Below are 15,320 nucleotides of genomic sequence, written 5' to 3' on the forward strand. Positions count from 1 at the left end.
GGGGTTATCAATTAAGGTTGATATTGTGCATCAAGTGTGACACCTGAAAAGGTTTGAAATGCATTTAAGCTTAAGTGCCATGTACCTGCTTGCGGGTTGCTAAAAGTACATGTTTCAGCACTGCCGCTTTTGTAAGGACGACAGTCATAGCTGCTTGTTGTAGGTTGACTACCAAATTTAACAAATAAATCTGCATCACCTGTACCGCCTGAGCTAGTCACTGTAAAGCTAGACATATTAGCAGGTACATCAATAGTGTAGTGTTTCCATTGGCCAGCATTCGCTGAAATGTTGTCAACTGTACCGCCACCTGCTTGTGGTGAGCCCGTACCACCTGAAGCGGTTAAGTCGCCCACAAGACTCACGCCTGAATAGGCAGAATAAGCACTTAGCATTACGTGATATGTACCCGCAGTTGGGTTATCGATTGAACATACTTCGTTATTACCGCTTTCATAAGGGCGACAATCATACGTTGTTGTCGTTGGAGCACTACCTGCGCGGACATATAAGTCTGCATCGCCCGTACCACCACTCATAGTGAATGTTACATTTGTTGCGCCTGCAGGTACTTCCATTGTGTAGTAGGTTTTGCTGCTTGCTGCGCCACTTAAACTTGTTAATGCTTGACCATCTTGTAGTTCATTACCTGTTGTTGGCGGTTGAGTTGAACCAGATGCTGCTGCAACCGCAGCGGCTGCATCGACAATACCTGTACCACAGTTATTACATGTAGCAGGGAAAGAGCGAGTCGTTGATTTTAAAATGCTTTCAATCTCATCTGGCGTTGCAGAAGGCTTTGCTTGCTTGATAAGCGCTGCTACACCTGCAACATGCGGTGCTGCCATTGATGTACCTTGTGAGAAATGATAAGAATCATTGCTTGGGCCATTTGCGCCTGAGTTATGAGTTGATAACACACCCTCTGAATCATTCGCAAAGCTTTGCGCACCACCAGGAGCTGCAACATCAATATTACTACCGTAGTTTGAGTAATAAGCACGACCACCGTTACGGCCAACAGAGGCAACGTTTACAACGCCATTACAGTTACCTGGATTGTAGTTAGCCGAATTATCATTACTGTTACCAGCGGCGATAACTACAACTGCGCCGTTGTTGCGCGCTTGGTTTATAGCATTTTGTGTTGTTGAGCTACATGCACCCCCACCACCTAAACTCATGTTGATTACATCAGCAGGGTTAGTATTTGCAGGTGCACCAGACACTGAGCCACCTGACGCCCAGATAATACCGTCTGCAATATCAGATGTTAAACCACCACATTTACCAAGCACACGTACTGGTACAACTTTCGCATCATAAGCAACACCAGCAACGCCTTCACCATTATTCGTGACCGCAGCAACTGTACCTGCTACATGAGTACCATGCCAGCTGGAGTCTTGATCTGCCTTTGGTGAAGGATCGCCATTTTGATCTGTACCACATTCACCACGTACAACTGCATCGCCAGGGTCGCGAGCGTCGCTGTCACGGCCACCACCATCGTTGGCAACAGATAGGTTCGAAATCATATCGTAGCCAGGCAAGATGTTTGCGTTTAAATCAACATGCGGGCGGTAACCTGTATCAAGGACAGCAACAGTTACACCGCTACCAGTTGCGCTATCCCATGCTGTTGGTAGATTCAAGCCACCTGCTTGCTCGTAGTAGTGCCATTGGTCAGAATAACGCGGATCATTAGGTGTTGCGAAAGGTTGTAGCATTTGGTCAATTTCAATGTATTCAACGTTGCCAGTTGCCATAACTTCTTGCATAAATGCTTGCGCTTCATTGGCTGAAAGTTTTTTATCAGCGCGCATTACGTGGTGGTTGCTCATTGCCATTGCGCGTACATACTGAGCTTTTGCTAAGCCTTTTTTGCTACTGAAATTTTTTACAAAGCTTTGTGCTTTTTGGTTCATCATAGCAGGCGTTTGCTCAGCGGCAGACATCGTGGTCATATCTGCGTTGCTATTTTTGTATTTAATAATAAATTGCGTACCAAAACCGCTTTGACCTTGTAGTTTTGCTGCAGTATCTGCCATTGATGGTGGTAACATTTGGTTTGGTGCAGCCATTGCTGCTGTTGTGCCAAATAACGCTGTGAGGCTTAATGCAATTGCGCACTTTTTCAAGTTGTGAGTTGTCATAATGATCCCTAGATTGTTATAAGTTGCTTCGCACCACTTTCCGCGAAGGGGGACAAAGGTAAAATAAATGTAAATATAGTTAAAATATCGTTTTGTTATGTTTGTCTCTATTTTGGTTATAACTAAGTGTATAGATGGCTAAATATAACTTTTAATTAGGTTTTTCAGCTTTTTTCTAATTATAAAGTTCTAATTTACTGTTATAGAGTTTTTGCTTTATTTCGTTTTTCGGGTTTATCTTTTTTCAAAAAAATAACTAAGCTAACAACGAGCGCGTAATATCTTGTTATAATCAGCTAAATTTTTTTAGTGAGTATGAGTAATGACCCAAGTAGATGTAATTGTGATTGGCGCCGGCGCCGCAGGTTTGATGTGCGCTGCACAAGCAGGCTACCGTGGTCGCAATGTTACTGTGCTTGATATGGGCAAGAAGCCGGGCCGTAAAATATTAATCAGCGGCGGCGGGCGTTGTAACTTCACCAATGAAAACGCAAGCCCAGACAACTACTTATGTGGCAATCCTCACTTTGTAAAATCGTGTTTAAGCCGTTATACCCAACATGACTTTATAGAGCTGGTGGACCGTCACGGCTTGGCGTATCACCATAAAACGCTGGGTCAGCTATTTTGTGATAACAGCGCACAAGATATCGTTGACATTCTTTTAACTGAGTGTGAGTGGGCAGGTGTTAACATAGCGCTGCGTAACGAAGTACTCAGCGTGACAAAAACCGATGCGGGTTATGAAGTTATTACCGAGCAAGATAGCTATCAATGCGAGTCGTTAGTTGTCGCATCGGGCGGATTAACCATGCCTAAGCTCGGTGCATCACCAATTGGTTATAAAATTGCTGAGCAATTTGGTTTAACAGTGCTACCAACCATGGCGGCATTAGTGCCATTTACTTTGCACCAGCATGATAAAGATCGTTTTGATGGTTTATCGGGGATCAGTATCCCTTGTTTAGTGACGAGTGAAGATGGCACCCAGTTCAAAGAAAATATCCTCTTTACCCATCGCGGCTTGTCGGGGCCCGCTATTTTGCAAATTAGCTCGTTTTGGCGCGCAGGCCAGAGCGTTTACATCAACTTATTACCTGAGCTTGATTTAAAACAGCAACTTGAGCAGTGGCGTCAAAGCCAAGGTCAAAAGTCACTAAAAAATACCCTTGCAACCATTTTACCCAAACGCTTTGTTGAAATGTTGCACGACACCAAAGCAATACCTGATTGCAATGTAAACCAGTTAACCCATGCACAGGTCGACGCGCTACATAACTACATTCACAACTGGCAAATTAAACCCAACGGCACTGAGGGCTACAGAACAGCCGAAGTGACACTCGGTGGCGTAGATACCGATGAGTTAAGCTCAAAAACCTTCGAAGCAAAAAAATCAGCAGGTCTTTATTTTATTGGTGAAGTAACCGACGTCACTGGTTGGCTAGGCGGCTACAACTTCCAATATGCGTGGAGCTGCGGCTTTGCTGCAGGGCAGTATTGTTGATTGTAGTTGCTAGTTTTTGTCTACAGGCTCTAGGAGTTAGGCCCTAGACTGACACTTGCTTGTAGGTCGTGATTTAGCGCGTTTTTATGAAGTTATAAATGACGACCTACAAACCTATTACTCCTTCTAGGCTGCCACTTCAACACAATTGCGGCCGTTACTCTTCGCTTTATACAATGCTTTGTCGGCAATGGTGAGTGTTTCTTTTACGGTTGTTGAAGCATGAGCTACGCTGTGTACACCAATACTCACGGTGAACTGCACGGTTTGTACTTCATCAATCGTGATGTAGGTTTCTTGTGCCTTTTGACGAATACGCTCTGCAACTTGCTTTGCCTTAAGTAGGTTACAATTGAGTAGTAATACAAACTCTTCGCCGCCATACCGACAAGCTATATCAGCAGGGCCTTGCTCTGAGGTGAGTATATTAGCAAACGCAATGATGACTTTGTCGCCAACATTGTGGCCATATGTGTCGTTAATGTTTTTGAAGTGGTCGAGATCAGCAATTAGAAGGGTTAGCTCTTGCTGATTGGTTGCCATAGCGGCAATCAGTTCTTCACTTTTTCTGTCAAAGTAACGGCGATTGTACAGGCCTATCATAGGATCCGTGTCGACTAAGCGGTTGAGCTCAGTTTGCTGTGCTTTAATTTTTTCGAGGCTTTTAATTCGGTAGGAAAGAATAAACGCCATCATTAATGCTTCGAGCAAAATACCTATCCCAACGCCATGACTATTGATTACGTTTGCGTCACTGATCCCTTTGTAATAAAGCACCGCTAGCATATTGAAAATAACGAACATAGAGTGGCCGAGTAAAAAGTATTTTGCCAGCGTATTACCTTTGCGCCATAGCGAAATGGATACCCCAAATGTCACCGTCATCATTAATGCAGCCAAGCTGCTGGCTGGTTTTAATGCACCCACAATATCGAACAAGCTATAGATAAAGTCAGCCACTAGTAAGAACAAAATAATTGAAAGCGCGATATGCTCTTTAGGGTAGTGCTTCTTTGTTTCGAAAATAAGCATTACAAAGATTACTAAAAAGCTTGGCATGCTCAGTAAATTGGAATTGAGCTGTAACAGCTCGGCACTAAAAATACCGAAGAAATTAGCGGCAATACCATAAGATAGCGCCACCCAAACAGTGCCAGAAATAAGATACAGTGCGTAAACAATATTCTCGATTTTACGTGCCGATAAGTACAAAAAGAAGTTATAAATCATCAGCGCTAACATCATCCCAACAAGCAGCGCAATGTAATTACCATTCCCGACAAGGGCTCGCTTTGAGTGCTCTTCATCAAAAATAGCTAATGCAAACCACTGATGAGAAAAGGTGACGCTTTTAACATAAATTGTTTTTTGTTGGTTAGGTGCGACATAAAACGAAAACACAGCACTACCACCAAACATATTGGCTTTAGGGCCTGCCTTATCAAGCTGAATAACCAATTGGTTTATCAATTGTCCTGCTTGTGTTTCGTAAAAGCTGACTTCTTCTAAATGATAGGCATCTGGGTTATGCACAAATAAGCGTAGGGTATCGCTGTTGCTATTTTTTATAACTATTTTGGACCACGTCGTTTTGGCATTAGTGCCTAAAGTAAGTTCGTTTTGACTGTTGATAAAGTTTTGCTGCTGGACTTGTGCGAGGGACATAGAACCTGTTTCATCAACAAAATAGCTCATATCAAACTGAGTGAGCTCTACGCTACGTTGATTGATATTTACAATGGGGGAATTATCTGCGCGGCTTTGTGTAGCCGTACTGAGGCATAACGAGTAGATAACAAAAAGCAGTAAAAAGCGCGCAATCATCCCTAATACCTGTGTTCAAACAAATATGGTAGTAAAGACTTATTTTTAACTTAAACCGCTGTCTTGTCGAGGAAATTATCAACGAAAATAAAAAAGCCGCTAACTTAGCGGCTTTGTTGGTTGCGAAAATAAGTATTAACGTAGGTCGAATCTGTCTAGCGTCATTACTTTAGTCCACGCTGCTACGAAGTCATCAACGAACTTCTGTTTAGCATCGTCAGATGCATACACTTCAGCAATTGAACGTAGCTCTGAGTTTGAACCGAAGATTAAATCGACTGGAGTTGCTGTCCACTTAAGCTTGCCTGATTGACGGTCACGGCCTTCGTAAACACCTTCCTCAGAAGACTTAGACCACTTCGTTGACATATCTAATAGGTTAACGAAGAAGTCGTTGCTTAATGTGCCAGGTTTCTTCGTGAATACACCGTGTTTAGTTTGGTCAGTATTCGCGTTAAGGGCACGCATACCACCTAGTAGTGCAGTCATTTCTGGTACTGATAAGCTTAGTAAATCAGCGCGTTCAACGAGCATTTCAGCCGGTGACTTCCATGCTGAGCTGTAGTAGTTACGGAACGCATCTGCTGTTGGCTCAAGTACTTCGAATGATTCAACGTCAGTCATTTCTAATGACGCGTCCATACGGCCTGGCTTAAATGGTACTGAGATAGAGAAACCCGCATCGCTTGCTGCTTTTTCGATTGCAGCCGCACCACCAAGAACAATCATATCTGCGAGTGAAATTTCTTTACCACCCGATGCTTTTTTGTTGAACTTAGTTTGGATTTTCTCAAGTTTGCTCAGTACTTTAGCCACTTCTTTCGGATTGTTTACTGGCCAATCTTTTTGCGGAGCAAAACGAATACGTGCACCGTTTGCACCACCACGCATATCTGTGTCGCGGTAGCTTGCTGCTGATGCCCAAGCAACACGCACTAGTTCAGATACAGATAAACCTGAATCTAAGATGCTAGCTTTAAGTGACGCGATATCTTTGCTGTCTACTAGTTTGTGGTCAACCGCAGGGATGTAGTCTTGCCAAATTAATACTTCTTCTGGCACTAAGTCACCTAGGTAACGAGCACGTGGGCCCATATCACGGTGGTTTAGTTTGAACCATGCTTTAGCAAATGCCAGTTCGAACTCTTTCGGGTCGTTTAAGAAACGCTCTGAAATCTTACGGAACTCAGGATCTGCTTTTAACGCGATATCAGTTGTGAACATGATAGGCGCATGACGCTTACCTTTAATGTGCGCATCGGGTACTAGGTTAGACGCTTGACCATTTTCAGGGATCCACTGAGTCGCACCTGCAGGGCTCTTAGTTTTAACCCACTCAAAGTTGAATAGGTTTTGTAGATAATTAATTGACCAACGTGTTGGTGTCACTGTCCATGCACCTTCAAGACCTGAAGTGATGGTATCTTCTGAGTGACCTTTACCACATTTGTTTTTCCAACCTAAACCTTGCTCTTCGATACCCGCTGCTGCTGGCTCTTTGTCTAAACACGTCGCTTTTTTCGCACCGTGTGCTTTACCAAAGCTGTGACCACCGGCGATTAGCGCAACGATTTCTTCATTGTTCATTGCCATGCGGCCGAATGATAAACGAATGTCTTCTGCTGCTAGAAGTGGATCAGGGTTACCGTGAGGGCCTTCAGGGTTTACATAGATTAAGCCCATCTCAACGGCCGCTAATGGGCCTTTAAGTTTGCCTTTTTTGTCACGACGTTCGTCAGTGAGCATTTTGCCTTCAGGGCCCCAGTATACGTAATCTGGTTCCCAATCGTCTTCACGACCACCGGCATAACCGAAGGTTTTGAAGCCCATTGATTCAAGTGCAACGTTACCTGTTAACGCCATTAAGTCAGCCCAAGAAATGCTGCGACCGTATTTTTGTTTTATAGGCCAAAGTAAGCGACGTGCCTTATCAAGGTTCGCGTTATCAGGCCAGCTGTTTAGCGGGTCGAAACGTTGTTGACCACCGCCTGCGCCACCACGACCATCAAACGTACGGTACGTACCTGATGCGTGCCACGCCATACGGATGAAGAATGGACCATAGTGACCGTAGTCAGCAGGCCACCAGTCTTGAGAGTCAGTCAATACTTTCTCAATATCTGCTTTCACTGCGTTTAGGTCTAACTTTAAGAATTCTTTTTTATAATCAAAGTAAGGACCCATAGGATCAGACTCTGCGCCATGGGCACGAAGTTGGCTAAGATCTAGTTGTTCTGGCCACCAGAATTGGTTTGATTTGATGTCGTTAGTAGCTTGTACGCCCGTTGCCACCAACAGTGATACTGCAACAGCTACTTTAGACAAGGCTGAGGTCGATTTTTTAAACATTGTGTAGTCTCCAGTTAGAAGTTGCGTGAAATATAGTTATGTTCTGATTAACTTTCCACTTACAAACTGGGGTTTAAATCGATTGATAAAATCGAAAAAACAGATGATATGATTGATTTTATAGAACAAAGCCAGCAAAAATGCTGGCTTTGGAGGAGGTGTTCAGTAAGCTTAAATTTAGCTTATTGTTTATTCTTCAATAAAAGGGATGCCATTTTTGATCCACTCAGCAGCAGGTTTGCCTTTTAAGTAGTGATCAAAATATTCCATCATGCGTACCGAGAAATCCACTTGGTTAGGAAATTTCTTCAAGTGATGTGGTTCACCTTCGTATTGTAAAAAGGTGGCATCTTTACCCGCACGACGTAGTGCTAGGTAGTATTGAACCCCTTCGTGCCATGGCACCGCATCATCTTTGTCACCAAACATAATCAGAATAGGGGTATTCACTTTATCGGCGAAAAACACTGGCGAGTTTTCGATGTATAGCTCTGGCGCTTCGAATAAGGTTTTACCAATTCGGCTTTGTCCTGTTTCGTATTGGAACTGACGCGCAAGGCCTGATTTTAAACGAATACCGCTATACGCACTGGTCATGTTAGATACTGGCGCACCCGAAACAACCGCTTTAAACATATCTGTTTGGGTGATCATAAAGGCGCTTTGATAGCCAGCCCATGAGTGACCTTGTAAGCCAATTTTATCGGGATCAGCAATGCCTAAATCAATTAGCTTTTGAGTGGCGTTGATCATGGTTTGTGTTGATGATTTACCAGGGTGACCAATTTCAAAGCGGATATCAGGTAAGAAAATCGCATAGCCATTTGAAGTAAACATCGGGAAGTTAGGGCGATGATTTAATTCCATTTTCGGGAAGTCATACATGCGTTGGCTCATATAGCGGTAGAAGTACACAACCACAGGAACCTTTTCGCCTTTTTTGTAGCCCGCAGGTTTGATCAATACGCCTTGCAAGTCTTCACCATCAAACCCTTTGTAGCTAATAAGCTCAGGTTTTTCACCCCATGCAAAATTACTAACTTGCGGGTTTAGGTTGGTAACACGCTGTGGCTTTTTGAAGCTAAAGTCAGTTTGGTAGTAATCAGGAAATTGCTGATATGTTTGCGCAGTAAATAGATATTTATCGGCATTTTTAGCCTTTTTCACCACATCATAGCGCTTTTTACCCGAAAGTACTTTGCTTACTTTATTGCTTGATAAGTCAAGTTTGGCGATTTCGGTTTGTTTATCTTGCACGTTGGTTGCGCTGAGTAATAATGTTTCGTCTTTGGCAAAACCAACTTGCTCTTTATCAAGTTTAATAACACGATACTGGGTATTCGTTTCTTTTCCTTGGGTTAAACGCGTTGCCTTTTGTGTTGCGACATCAAAAGCCCAAATATCAAATTTACTGTAAACCAGTACTTGGCTGCTGTCGTTTAACCAGCCAGCAAAGCCATAACCTGGCTGAGGTGATGGGTAGTCATGCTTATCATCGGCAAAAATCGCGTTAATTGCTTTAGATAAGGTCGAAACCTTGTTATTTCCTAAATCTTTAAGCTGCACTTGGCTGTCTTGAAAAAATGCCGCATATTGACCATTTGGCGCAAGGCTGGGTCTAAATGGATAATCGTTGACGATAGCGGTTTGTTTACCTGTTTTAACGTCAACACTGAAATAATCTGCGTAAAAACCACCGTACATTATGCGTTCTAGGTAAGGCAGGTCTGAATAGCTTAATAGCGCTTCGCGGTTAGTGTTAAGTGAAACCTCAGGCATACTTGGTGTACTTAGCTGCACAACCTGCTGACCGTTTACATGATACACCGCTTTATAATGACGAAGCTTGTTATTTTCATTCCACTGTTGCTCTTCACGTGGCTTAATTTCAGTGTCTTTATTGTGCCAAACATTAAGACCTTTATGGTCGCGAATGGTATCGAAATCATATAATGAGGCTTCGTCTGTGTATTCTTTTGCTTCGATCTTTGCCGTTAACTTCGGATGATTTTCAAAGTATAAACGAGCACCATCTTCAGACCATGTTAGTGAGGCTGTTTTGCCAATAGTCCAGCTATTATCAGCTGAGTTTATGGTCGATAGGGCACCGTTTTGTAAAAGTTGTAAGGTATGGTCGCGACGTCGTGTATCATCATTAACGTAGTTACCAATTAACAGCGCTGCGGTATTACTATTTGGTTGCCAGGCAATTTTATTGGCAACCACACCAGGCTCATCAATCAGTACGCTGGTAGCAAAGTCATTGTTAAGCGTAACTAATACAACTTGGTTGTCGGCACCATCACTAAAGCTTTGGCTTGCAAGTAATTGCTCGCCGGTGCTGCTCATTGCATAGCTAAACACATTGTTTAGGGTGTGAGTGGTTTTGTCTTGAAGGTTAACAAGCACTAAATCAAAGCTTTTATCTTTTTTATCTGGTTTGATTTCGCTGCTGTTTTCGTCTTTTTCTTGGTCGTCTTTTTTATCTGCTTTCTTATCGAGTCGGTAAGCAAGCCAAACACCGTCATCTGATAACGCATAGTCTTTTACATCATTAAATGTCTGTTGCTCACCGTTTTTAGTATTGACTAAAACAAGGTTGTTTTTTAGTTCGTCTTTTTTCTTGGTGGTTTCTTTTTCAAGTAGGGTCGGTACCTGAGTAAACGCCACCCAATTTGCCGCTTTATTAATTGTAGGGCGAGTACCGCGCTCAACGCTTGCAAGGAGGGTGTTATTGTCTAATGCATAAACCTGACCTTGTGCATTGCCGCGATAAGGGTCGGCACTGAAAGTAAGAATTTGGCCATCTTCAGACAGTTGGGTGCCTTTTGCGTATTTAAAATCAAACACGTCTTTAAATTGCAGAGCTTCTTTTGCACTGAGCTGTGCACTACCAAGGCTTGCCACTAAGGCTAAGCTCAAAAGTGATAATTGCGCTTTCATTTATCTTCTCGTTGTTTTTAAATTTACGCGTTCAGTGTAGCGTTTTTAGTAAACAATTCGAGTAGATACGATAAGTTGCTTATTTAGGAAGTTGAGCTGTAAGCCTAAAAACTTTTCGGTAGGTTTTTTAATAAGAGGGCACAGCGGGGTTACCCGCGTACTTTTGATTAGACTGTTGCGCGATATTAAATCGCGCCTACAGCTAACTTACAACCAAATCTTTTTCAGTTCAGGCCATTGTTTTTCAAATTGCGCACTCGGTTTCGCTTTAAAGTCGCTGCGCACGAATTGATTCATCTTACCTTCAACATAAGCCAGTAAGAAGTTGGCTAACGTTGTTTCGTCAGATTGGAATGCTTTACCTTCACGAAGCTTACGTTCACGAAGAACTTGCTTAAATTGCGTTTCTAGCTTTTCGAATAAGCCTTGCACACGTTCACGCAAGCGCTCTTGCTCACCTTGCAAGGCATCACCAGTTAAAATACGGGTAATACCTGGATTTTTTTCGGCGAATGCTAATAGTAAAAGCAATATATTGTATACGCGTGTTTGACTCTCTTTTTCATTTTCTAGAATGAGGTTAATACGCGATAGCAGAGTATCTTCAATAAACTCAATCAAGCCCTCAAACATCCGCGCTTTACTCGGAAAATGACGATAAAGCGCAGCTTCAGATACGCCCACTTCAGCCGCTAGTTTGGCAGTAGTGATACGTTGACCTGGGCTGGTTTCTAACATTTGTGCGAGTGCTTGCAGAATCTGCTCTTTGCGATTACTTCTTTTTGTCGCAGGCATGACCATTCCTTTCTTATAATTTATTACTTGCGCTGTATAGACTCAGACAAGCCATTTTTTGTGCAAATGAGAGGCTTATGTTAATGTTTTATTCAGCTTCTTTCCAGCATTTTTACAAACGCTTGGCAAGCTCTCTCATAACACTCATCGCTAAATCTTTTTTGCTACCAACCGCTAAATCTTGCTGCTCATTGTGCCAGAACAGTGTTAAAGCATTATGATCAGAATTAAAGCCAAGGCCTTCTTTTGACACATCATTTGCACAGATCATGTCGAGATTTTTATTTTTTAATTTACCTTGAGCATAGCTTGCAACATCTTGTGTTTCGGCGGCAAAGCCAACCGTGTATGGGCGGTTTTCGTTAAGTGCAGCAACGTTAGCGATGACATCTGGGTTTTTAACTAAGGTGAGTGTGAGTTCATCACCTTGTTTTTTCATTTTTTGATCTTCAATTGCGGCTGCGCGGTAATCGGCAACGGCAGCACAGCCAATAAAAGCATCAGACTGTACAGCAAGTTCCATTGATGCGATTAAAAGCTGCTCAGCGCTTTCAATGTGAGTGAGTTTTGCATTCGCTGGTGCTTTAATTGTCACCGGCCCTGAAATCAGGTTTACCTTTGCACCTAAAGCAAGTGCCGCCTCGGCAAGGGCATAACCCATTTTTCCTGAGCTGTGATTAGAAATATAACGCACCGGATCGAGAGCTTCTCTGGTTGGCCCTGCTGTAATTGTAATGGTTTTGCCAGTAAGTAATGGCTCAATGTCTGGCTGTGTACACAGTGCTACCAGTTCATGAGGCTCTAGCATACGCCCCGCACCTACATCACCACAGGCTTGCGAGCCTTTACCAGGCCCCCAAATTGCTACCCCGCGCTCGGCGAGAGTATTAAGGTTAGCCTGCGTTGCTGGATGTGCGTACATTTGTTGGTTCATCGCCGGTGCGACAGCCACTTTGGCTGGCGTTGCTAATAAAAGCGTGGTGAGTAGGTCATCAGCTATACCCATCGCCATTTTTGCTAATACATTGCTGGTTGCAGGCGCCACTAAAATCAAATCTGCCCACTTGGCAAATTCAATGTGTCCCATTGCGGCTTCAGCTGCAGGGTCAAGTAATGAATCAGACACAATCTCTCCACTGACGGCTTGCATCGTCAAAGGGGTAATAAAGTGCTTGGCTGACTCTGTCATAACCACTTTTACTTCGCAGCCAGTGTCTTTTAAGCGTCGCACTAGCTCTGCACATTTATAAGCTGCAATGCCGCCACTTATACCTAGTAAGATTTTTTTATTTGCTGATTTTGTCATTACATAAAGTTTAACTTTGCTCGATATGCGCTAACGATAGCAAATCTTTGCCAATTTCATGAAGTTTTCTTTTTTAAAGGAAGGAAAAAAGAAACTTTTGTTGTACAGTTTAATCTGTTTGTTTCTTTTTGAGGTACTTTGATGTCGTTAAAGGATTTACCATTGTCAGCTCGACCTCGTGAAAAGCTGCTTTCACAAGGCGCTAAAGCGCTCTCAGATGCAGAATTGTTAGCTATCTTTTTACGCACAGGTGTTGCAGGTATGAATGCGATTGAATTGGCTGAACACTTATTACGTATTAATAGTACATTGCAGAATTTATTTAATGCCAGTGAGCAAGCGTTTTGTTCTCAAAGAGGGTTAGGGACTGCAAAGTATGTACAGTTACAAGCGGTATTAGAGTTAAGCCGACGTTACTTACTTGAGCAATGCCAGCGAGAAGAGGTATTTAACTCTCCTCAAGCAGTGTATGACTACCTGACTATTCAATTACGGGGCTTGCAACAAGAAGTATTCATGGTGCTTTATTTAGATAGCCAAAATCGATTAATAAAAGATGAAGTGCTTTTTTATGGCACTATAAATGCTGCTTCTGTGTATCCCCGTGAGGTGGTTAAGGCAGCCTTAAAGCAGAATGCGGCGGCACTTATCTTTGCTCATAATCACCCAAGTGGAGTAGCGGAGCCTAGTGAAGCAGACAAGTTAATTACTCATAAATTGCAGCAAGCACTTTCGTTAGTCGATATTAATGTGCTTGATCACATCATTGTGGGCGGTAAAAACTGTGTTTCGTTTGCTGAACGAGGATTAATTTAAGCGAAGCTAAGACAGGAGTGTGTTAAAAATGAGCAGTTTAGCGGTTTTTTAGAAATTAGTTTAATTTAAATGCAGTTTTTACTTTCCCTAAGGGCTTTCGATCATTATAATTGGCCGCTATCAAATTTACACATGAGCTGATTGGATAAGATCTGTTACTTGATCTTTGCCTGCATAAGCTGTATAAAGAGCGCCCTTCGATTTATCCCGGGGCACAAATACATGGCCTAAGGGAAAATTAAGCTCGAGCGAAGTTATTGGAGATATATAGACATGTCTAAAGTATGTCAAGTTACAGGTAAGCGTCCAGCGGTTGGTAACCACCGTTCACACGCGAGAAACGCGACTAAACGTCGTTTCCTACCTAACCTACAAACGCACCGTTTTTGGGTTGAAAGTGAAAAACGTTTTGTAACATTACGCACTACGACTAAAGGTATGCGTATTATCGATAAAAAAGGCATCGACGCGGTTCTTACAGAAATCCGTGCTCGTGGCGAAAAAGTTTAAGGAACTGAATCATGCGCGATAAGATCCGTTTAGTTTCAACTGCTGGTACTGGTTTTTTCTACACTACCGACAAGAACAAGCGTAACATGCCTGAAAAAATGGAAATCAAAAAATACGATCCTAAAGCTCGTAAACACGTGATTTTCAAAGAAGCTAAAATCAAGTAATTTTAGTTTTTCAGAATCTCAAAAACCCAGCTTCGGCTGGGTTTTTTGTTTTTATAGCGTAGAAAGCAATAATTCAGTACAAGAATCTAACTTGGCTTGCTGTTTTATCTTGCTTAATTATCAATCTAAGCGTAAAATGCGCGCTCATTTCGGCTTATTAAATTTAATTCCTTGCCTTAAACCGACTGGCCGAAACGGTAGAAGGCTCTATTAACCGTAAGGAATATCCATGCGTCATTACGAAATCGTATTCATGGTTCACCCTGATCAGAGTGAGCAAGTACCTGGTATGATCGAACGTTATACTGGTTCTATCACTGAAGCTGGTGGTACTATCCACCGTCTTGAAGACTGGGGCCGTCGTCAATTGGCTTACCCAATCGACAAGCTTCACAAAGCTCATTATGTTCTTATGAACGTTGAAGCACCTACTGAAGTAATCAGCGAGCTAGAAACTACTTTCCGCTACAACGATGCAGTGCTTCGTAACTTAGTTATGCGTACTAAAGACGCTGTAACTGAAGCATCTCCTCTTGCAAAAGAAGAGAAGAAAGAAGCACCAGCTGCTTAATCGTTTTGAGTCCAAGCATGGCGCTTGCAGTTGAGACAAAAAGATGAGCCAACCGCTTAATCCTTATATGAATCAGCTGACACTATCTGGGGTTGTTTGTAAAACCCCCAAGTATAGTCAAAGCCCTGCTGGTGTTCCGCATTGTATTTTTGTTCTTGAACATAAATCAATGCAAGTTGAAGCAGACCTTAACCGTAATAGTTATGTCAGGCTTCAAGTGGTTGCCAGCGGTGCGTCAATGCAGCAACAGACTCAACAATTGCACGTTGGGCAACAAGTGCAAGTGACGGGGTTTTTAAACCGTCATGAAGGCCGAAATGGCTTAAGCCAATTGGTCTTGCATGCTCAACATATAGAAAGAATTTTTTGAGGAATT

Annotated in this window: 12 protein-coding genes; 6 read left to right on the forward strand and 6 right to left on the reverse strand. The window is 42.7% G+C overall.

Annotated elements, in window-relative coordinates; translation table 11 throughout:
- Nucleotides 1–11 precede the first annotated feature (11 nt).
- On the reverse strand, nt 12–2,156 hold the full coding sequence (locus tag LY624_RS02265) for a S8 family peptidase (RefSeq protein ID WP_341803779.1): 2,145 nt from the start codon (nt 2,154–2,156) through the stop codon (nt 12–14).
- Nucleotides 2,157–2,478: 322 nt separating this feature from the next.
- Here LY624_RS02265 and LY624_RS02270 point away from each other — a divergent pair, with 322 nt between their 5' ends.
- Entirely contained in the window at nt 2,479–3,663 is a 1,185-nt protein-coding gene (locus tag LY624_RS02270) for an NAD(P)/FAD-dependent oxidoreductase (RefSeq protein ID WP_341803780.1), read from the forward strand.
- A gap of 126 nt (nt 3,664–3,789) precedes the next feature.
- On the opposite strand, the gene LY624_RS02275 is transcribed toward LY624_RS02270, so the two are convergent.
- The 5 genes from LY624_RS02275 to coaBC form a co-directional block, all read right to left on the reverse strand.
- Entirely contained in the window at nt 3,790–5,487 is a 1,698-nt protein-coding gene (locus tag LY624_RS02275) for a diguanylate cyclase (protein WP_341803781.1), read from the reverse strand.
- Nucleotides 5,488–5,622: 135 nt separating this feature from the next.
- Nucleotides 5,623–7,836 carry a catalase/peroxidase HPI gene (gene katG, locus LY624_RS02280; RefSeq protein ID WP_341803782.1) on the reverse strand — a complete coding sequence of 738 codons (2,214 nt, stop codon included), beginning with the start codon at nt 7,834–7,836 and terminating at the stop codon, nt 5,623–5,625.
- A 189-nt stretch (nt 7,837–8,025) separates the two neighbouring features.
- Entirely contained in the window at nt 8,026–10,779 is a 2,754-nt protein-coding gene (locus tag LY624_RS02285; protein ID WP_341803783.1) for a S9 family peptidase, read from the reverse strand.
- Between the two features lie 207 nt (nt 10,780–10,986).
- Complete coding sequence (gene slmA, locus LY624_RS02290; protein WP_062567343.1) at nt 10,987–11,574, reverse strand: nucleoid occlusion factor SlmA; 588 nt, start codon at nt 11,572–11,574, stop codon at nt 10,987–10,989.
- A 112-nt stretch (nt 11,575–11,686) separates the two neighbouring features.
- On the reverse strand, nt 11,687–12,880 hold the full coding sequence (coaBC, locus tag LY624_RS02295; RefSeq protein WP_341803784.1) for a bifunctional phosphopantothenoylcysteine decarboxylase/phosphopantothenate--cysteine ligase CoaBC: 1,194 nt from the start codon (nt 12,878–12,880) through the stop codon (nt 11,687–11,689).
- Between the two features lie 141 nt (nt 12,881–13,021).
- Between coaBC and radC the strand changes: the two genes are divergently transcribed.
- The 5 genes from radC to priB all read left to right on the forward strand — a co-directional run bounded on the left by radC (nt 13,022) and on the right by priB (nt 15,314).
- Entirely contained in the window at nt 13,022–13,696 is a 675-nt protein-coding gene (gene radC / locus LY624_RS02300; RefSeq protein ID WP_237119748.1) for a RadC family protein, read from the forward strand.
- Nucleotides 13,697–13,969: 273 nt separating this feature from the next.
- Entirely contained in the window at nt 13,970–14,206 is a 237-nt protein-coding gene (gene rpmB, locus LY624_RS02305; protein WP_036973115.1) for a 50S ribosomal protein L28, read from the forward strand.
- A gap of 11 nt (nt 14,207–14,217) precedes the next feature.
- Nucleotides 14,218–14,373 carry a 50S ribosomal protein L33 gene (rpmG, locus tag LY624_RS02310; RefSeq protein WP_022946036.1) on the forward strand — a complete coding sequence of 52 codons (156 nt, stop codon included), beginning with the start codon at nt 14,218–14,220 and terminating at the stop codon, nt 14,371–14,373.
- 229 nt (nt 14,374–14,602) lie between these two features.
- The gene (rpsF, locus tag LY624_RS02315; protein ID WP_036973113.1) at nt 14,603–14,944 is read left to right on the forward strand and encodes a 30S ribosomal protein S6; all 342 of its coding nucleotides are present in this window, start codon (nt 14,603–14,605) and stop codon (nt 14,942–14,944) included.
- 67 nt (nt 14,945–15,011) lie between these two features.
- A complete protein-coding gene (gene priB, locus LY624_RS02320) occupies nt 15,012–15,314 on the forward strand; it encodes a primosomal replication protein N (RefSeq protein ID WP_062567440.1) in 303 nt (100 codons plus the stop codon).
- Nucleotides 15,315–15,320: the final 6 nt, after the last annotated feature.

Source organism: Pseudoalteromonas sp. N1230-9 (genome assembly GCF_032716425.1).
Lineage (GTDB): Bacteria > Pseudomonadota > Gammaproteobacteria > Enterobacterales > Alteromonadaceae > Pseudoalteromonas.

What these genes read in the sequence shown, in the direction of transcription:
- LY624_RS02265 (WP_341803779.1), bottom strand. Translation starts at nt 2,156, where the DNA reads ATGACAACTCACAACTTGAAAAAGTGCGCAATTGCATTAAGCCTCACA.
- LY624_RS02270 (WP_341803780.1), top strand. Translation starts at nt 2,479, where the DNA reads ATGACCCAAGTAGATGTAATTGTGATTGGCGCCGGCGCCGCAGGTTTG.
- LY624_RS02275 (WP_341803781.1), bottom strand. Translation starts at nt 5,487, where the DNA reads ATGATTGCGCGCTTTTTACTGCTTTTTGTTATCTACTCGTTATGCCTC.
- katG (WP_341803782.1), bottom strand. Translation starts at nt 7,836, where the DNA reads ATGTTTAAAAAATCGACCTCAGCCTTGTCTAAAGTAGCTGTTGCAGTA.
- LY624_RS02285 (WP_341803783.1), bottom strand. Translation starts at nt 10,779, where the DNA reads ATGAAAGCGCAATTATCACTTTTGAGCTTAGCCTTAGTGGCAAGCCTT.
- slmA (WP_062567343.1), bottom strand. Translation starts at nt 11,574, where the DNA reads ATGCCTGCGACAAAAAGAAGTAATCGCAAAGAGCAGATTCTGCAAGCA.
- coaBC (WP_341803784.1), bottom strand. Translation starts at nt 12,880, where the DNA reads ATGACAAAATCAGCAAATAAAAAAATCTTACTAGGTATAAGTGGCGGC.
- radC (WP_237119748.1), top strand. Translation starts at nt 13,022, where the DNA reads ATGTCGTTAAAGGATTTACCATTGTCAGCTCGACCTCGTGAAAAGCTG.
- rpmB (WP_036973115.1), top strand. Translation starts at nt 13,970, where the DNA reads ATGTCTAAAGTATGTCAAGTTACAGGTAAGCGTCCAGCGGTTGGTAAC.
- rpmG (WP_022946036.1), top strand. Translation starts at nt 14,218, where the DNA reads ATGCGCGATAAGATCCGTTTAGTTTCAACTGCTGGTACTGGTTTTTTC.
- rpsF (WP_036973113.1), top strand. Translation starts at nt 14,603, where the DNA reads ATGCGTCATTACGAAATCGTATTCATGGTTCACCCTGATCAGAGTGAG.
- priB (WP_062567440.1), top strand. Translation starts at nt 15,012, where the DNA reads ATGAATCAGCTGACACTATCTGGGGTTGTTTGTAAAACCCCCAAGTAT.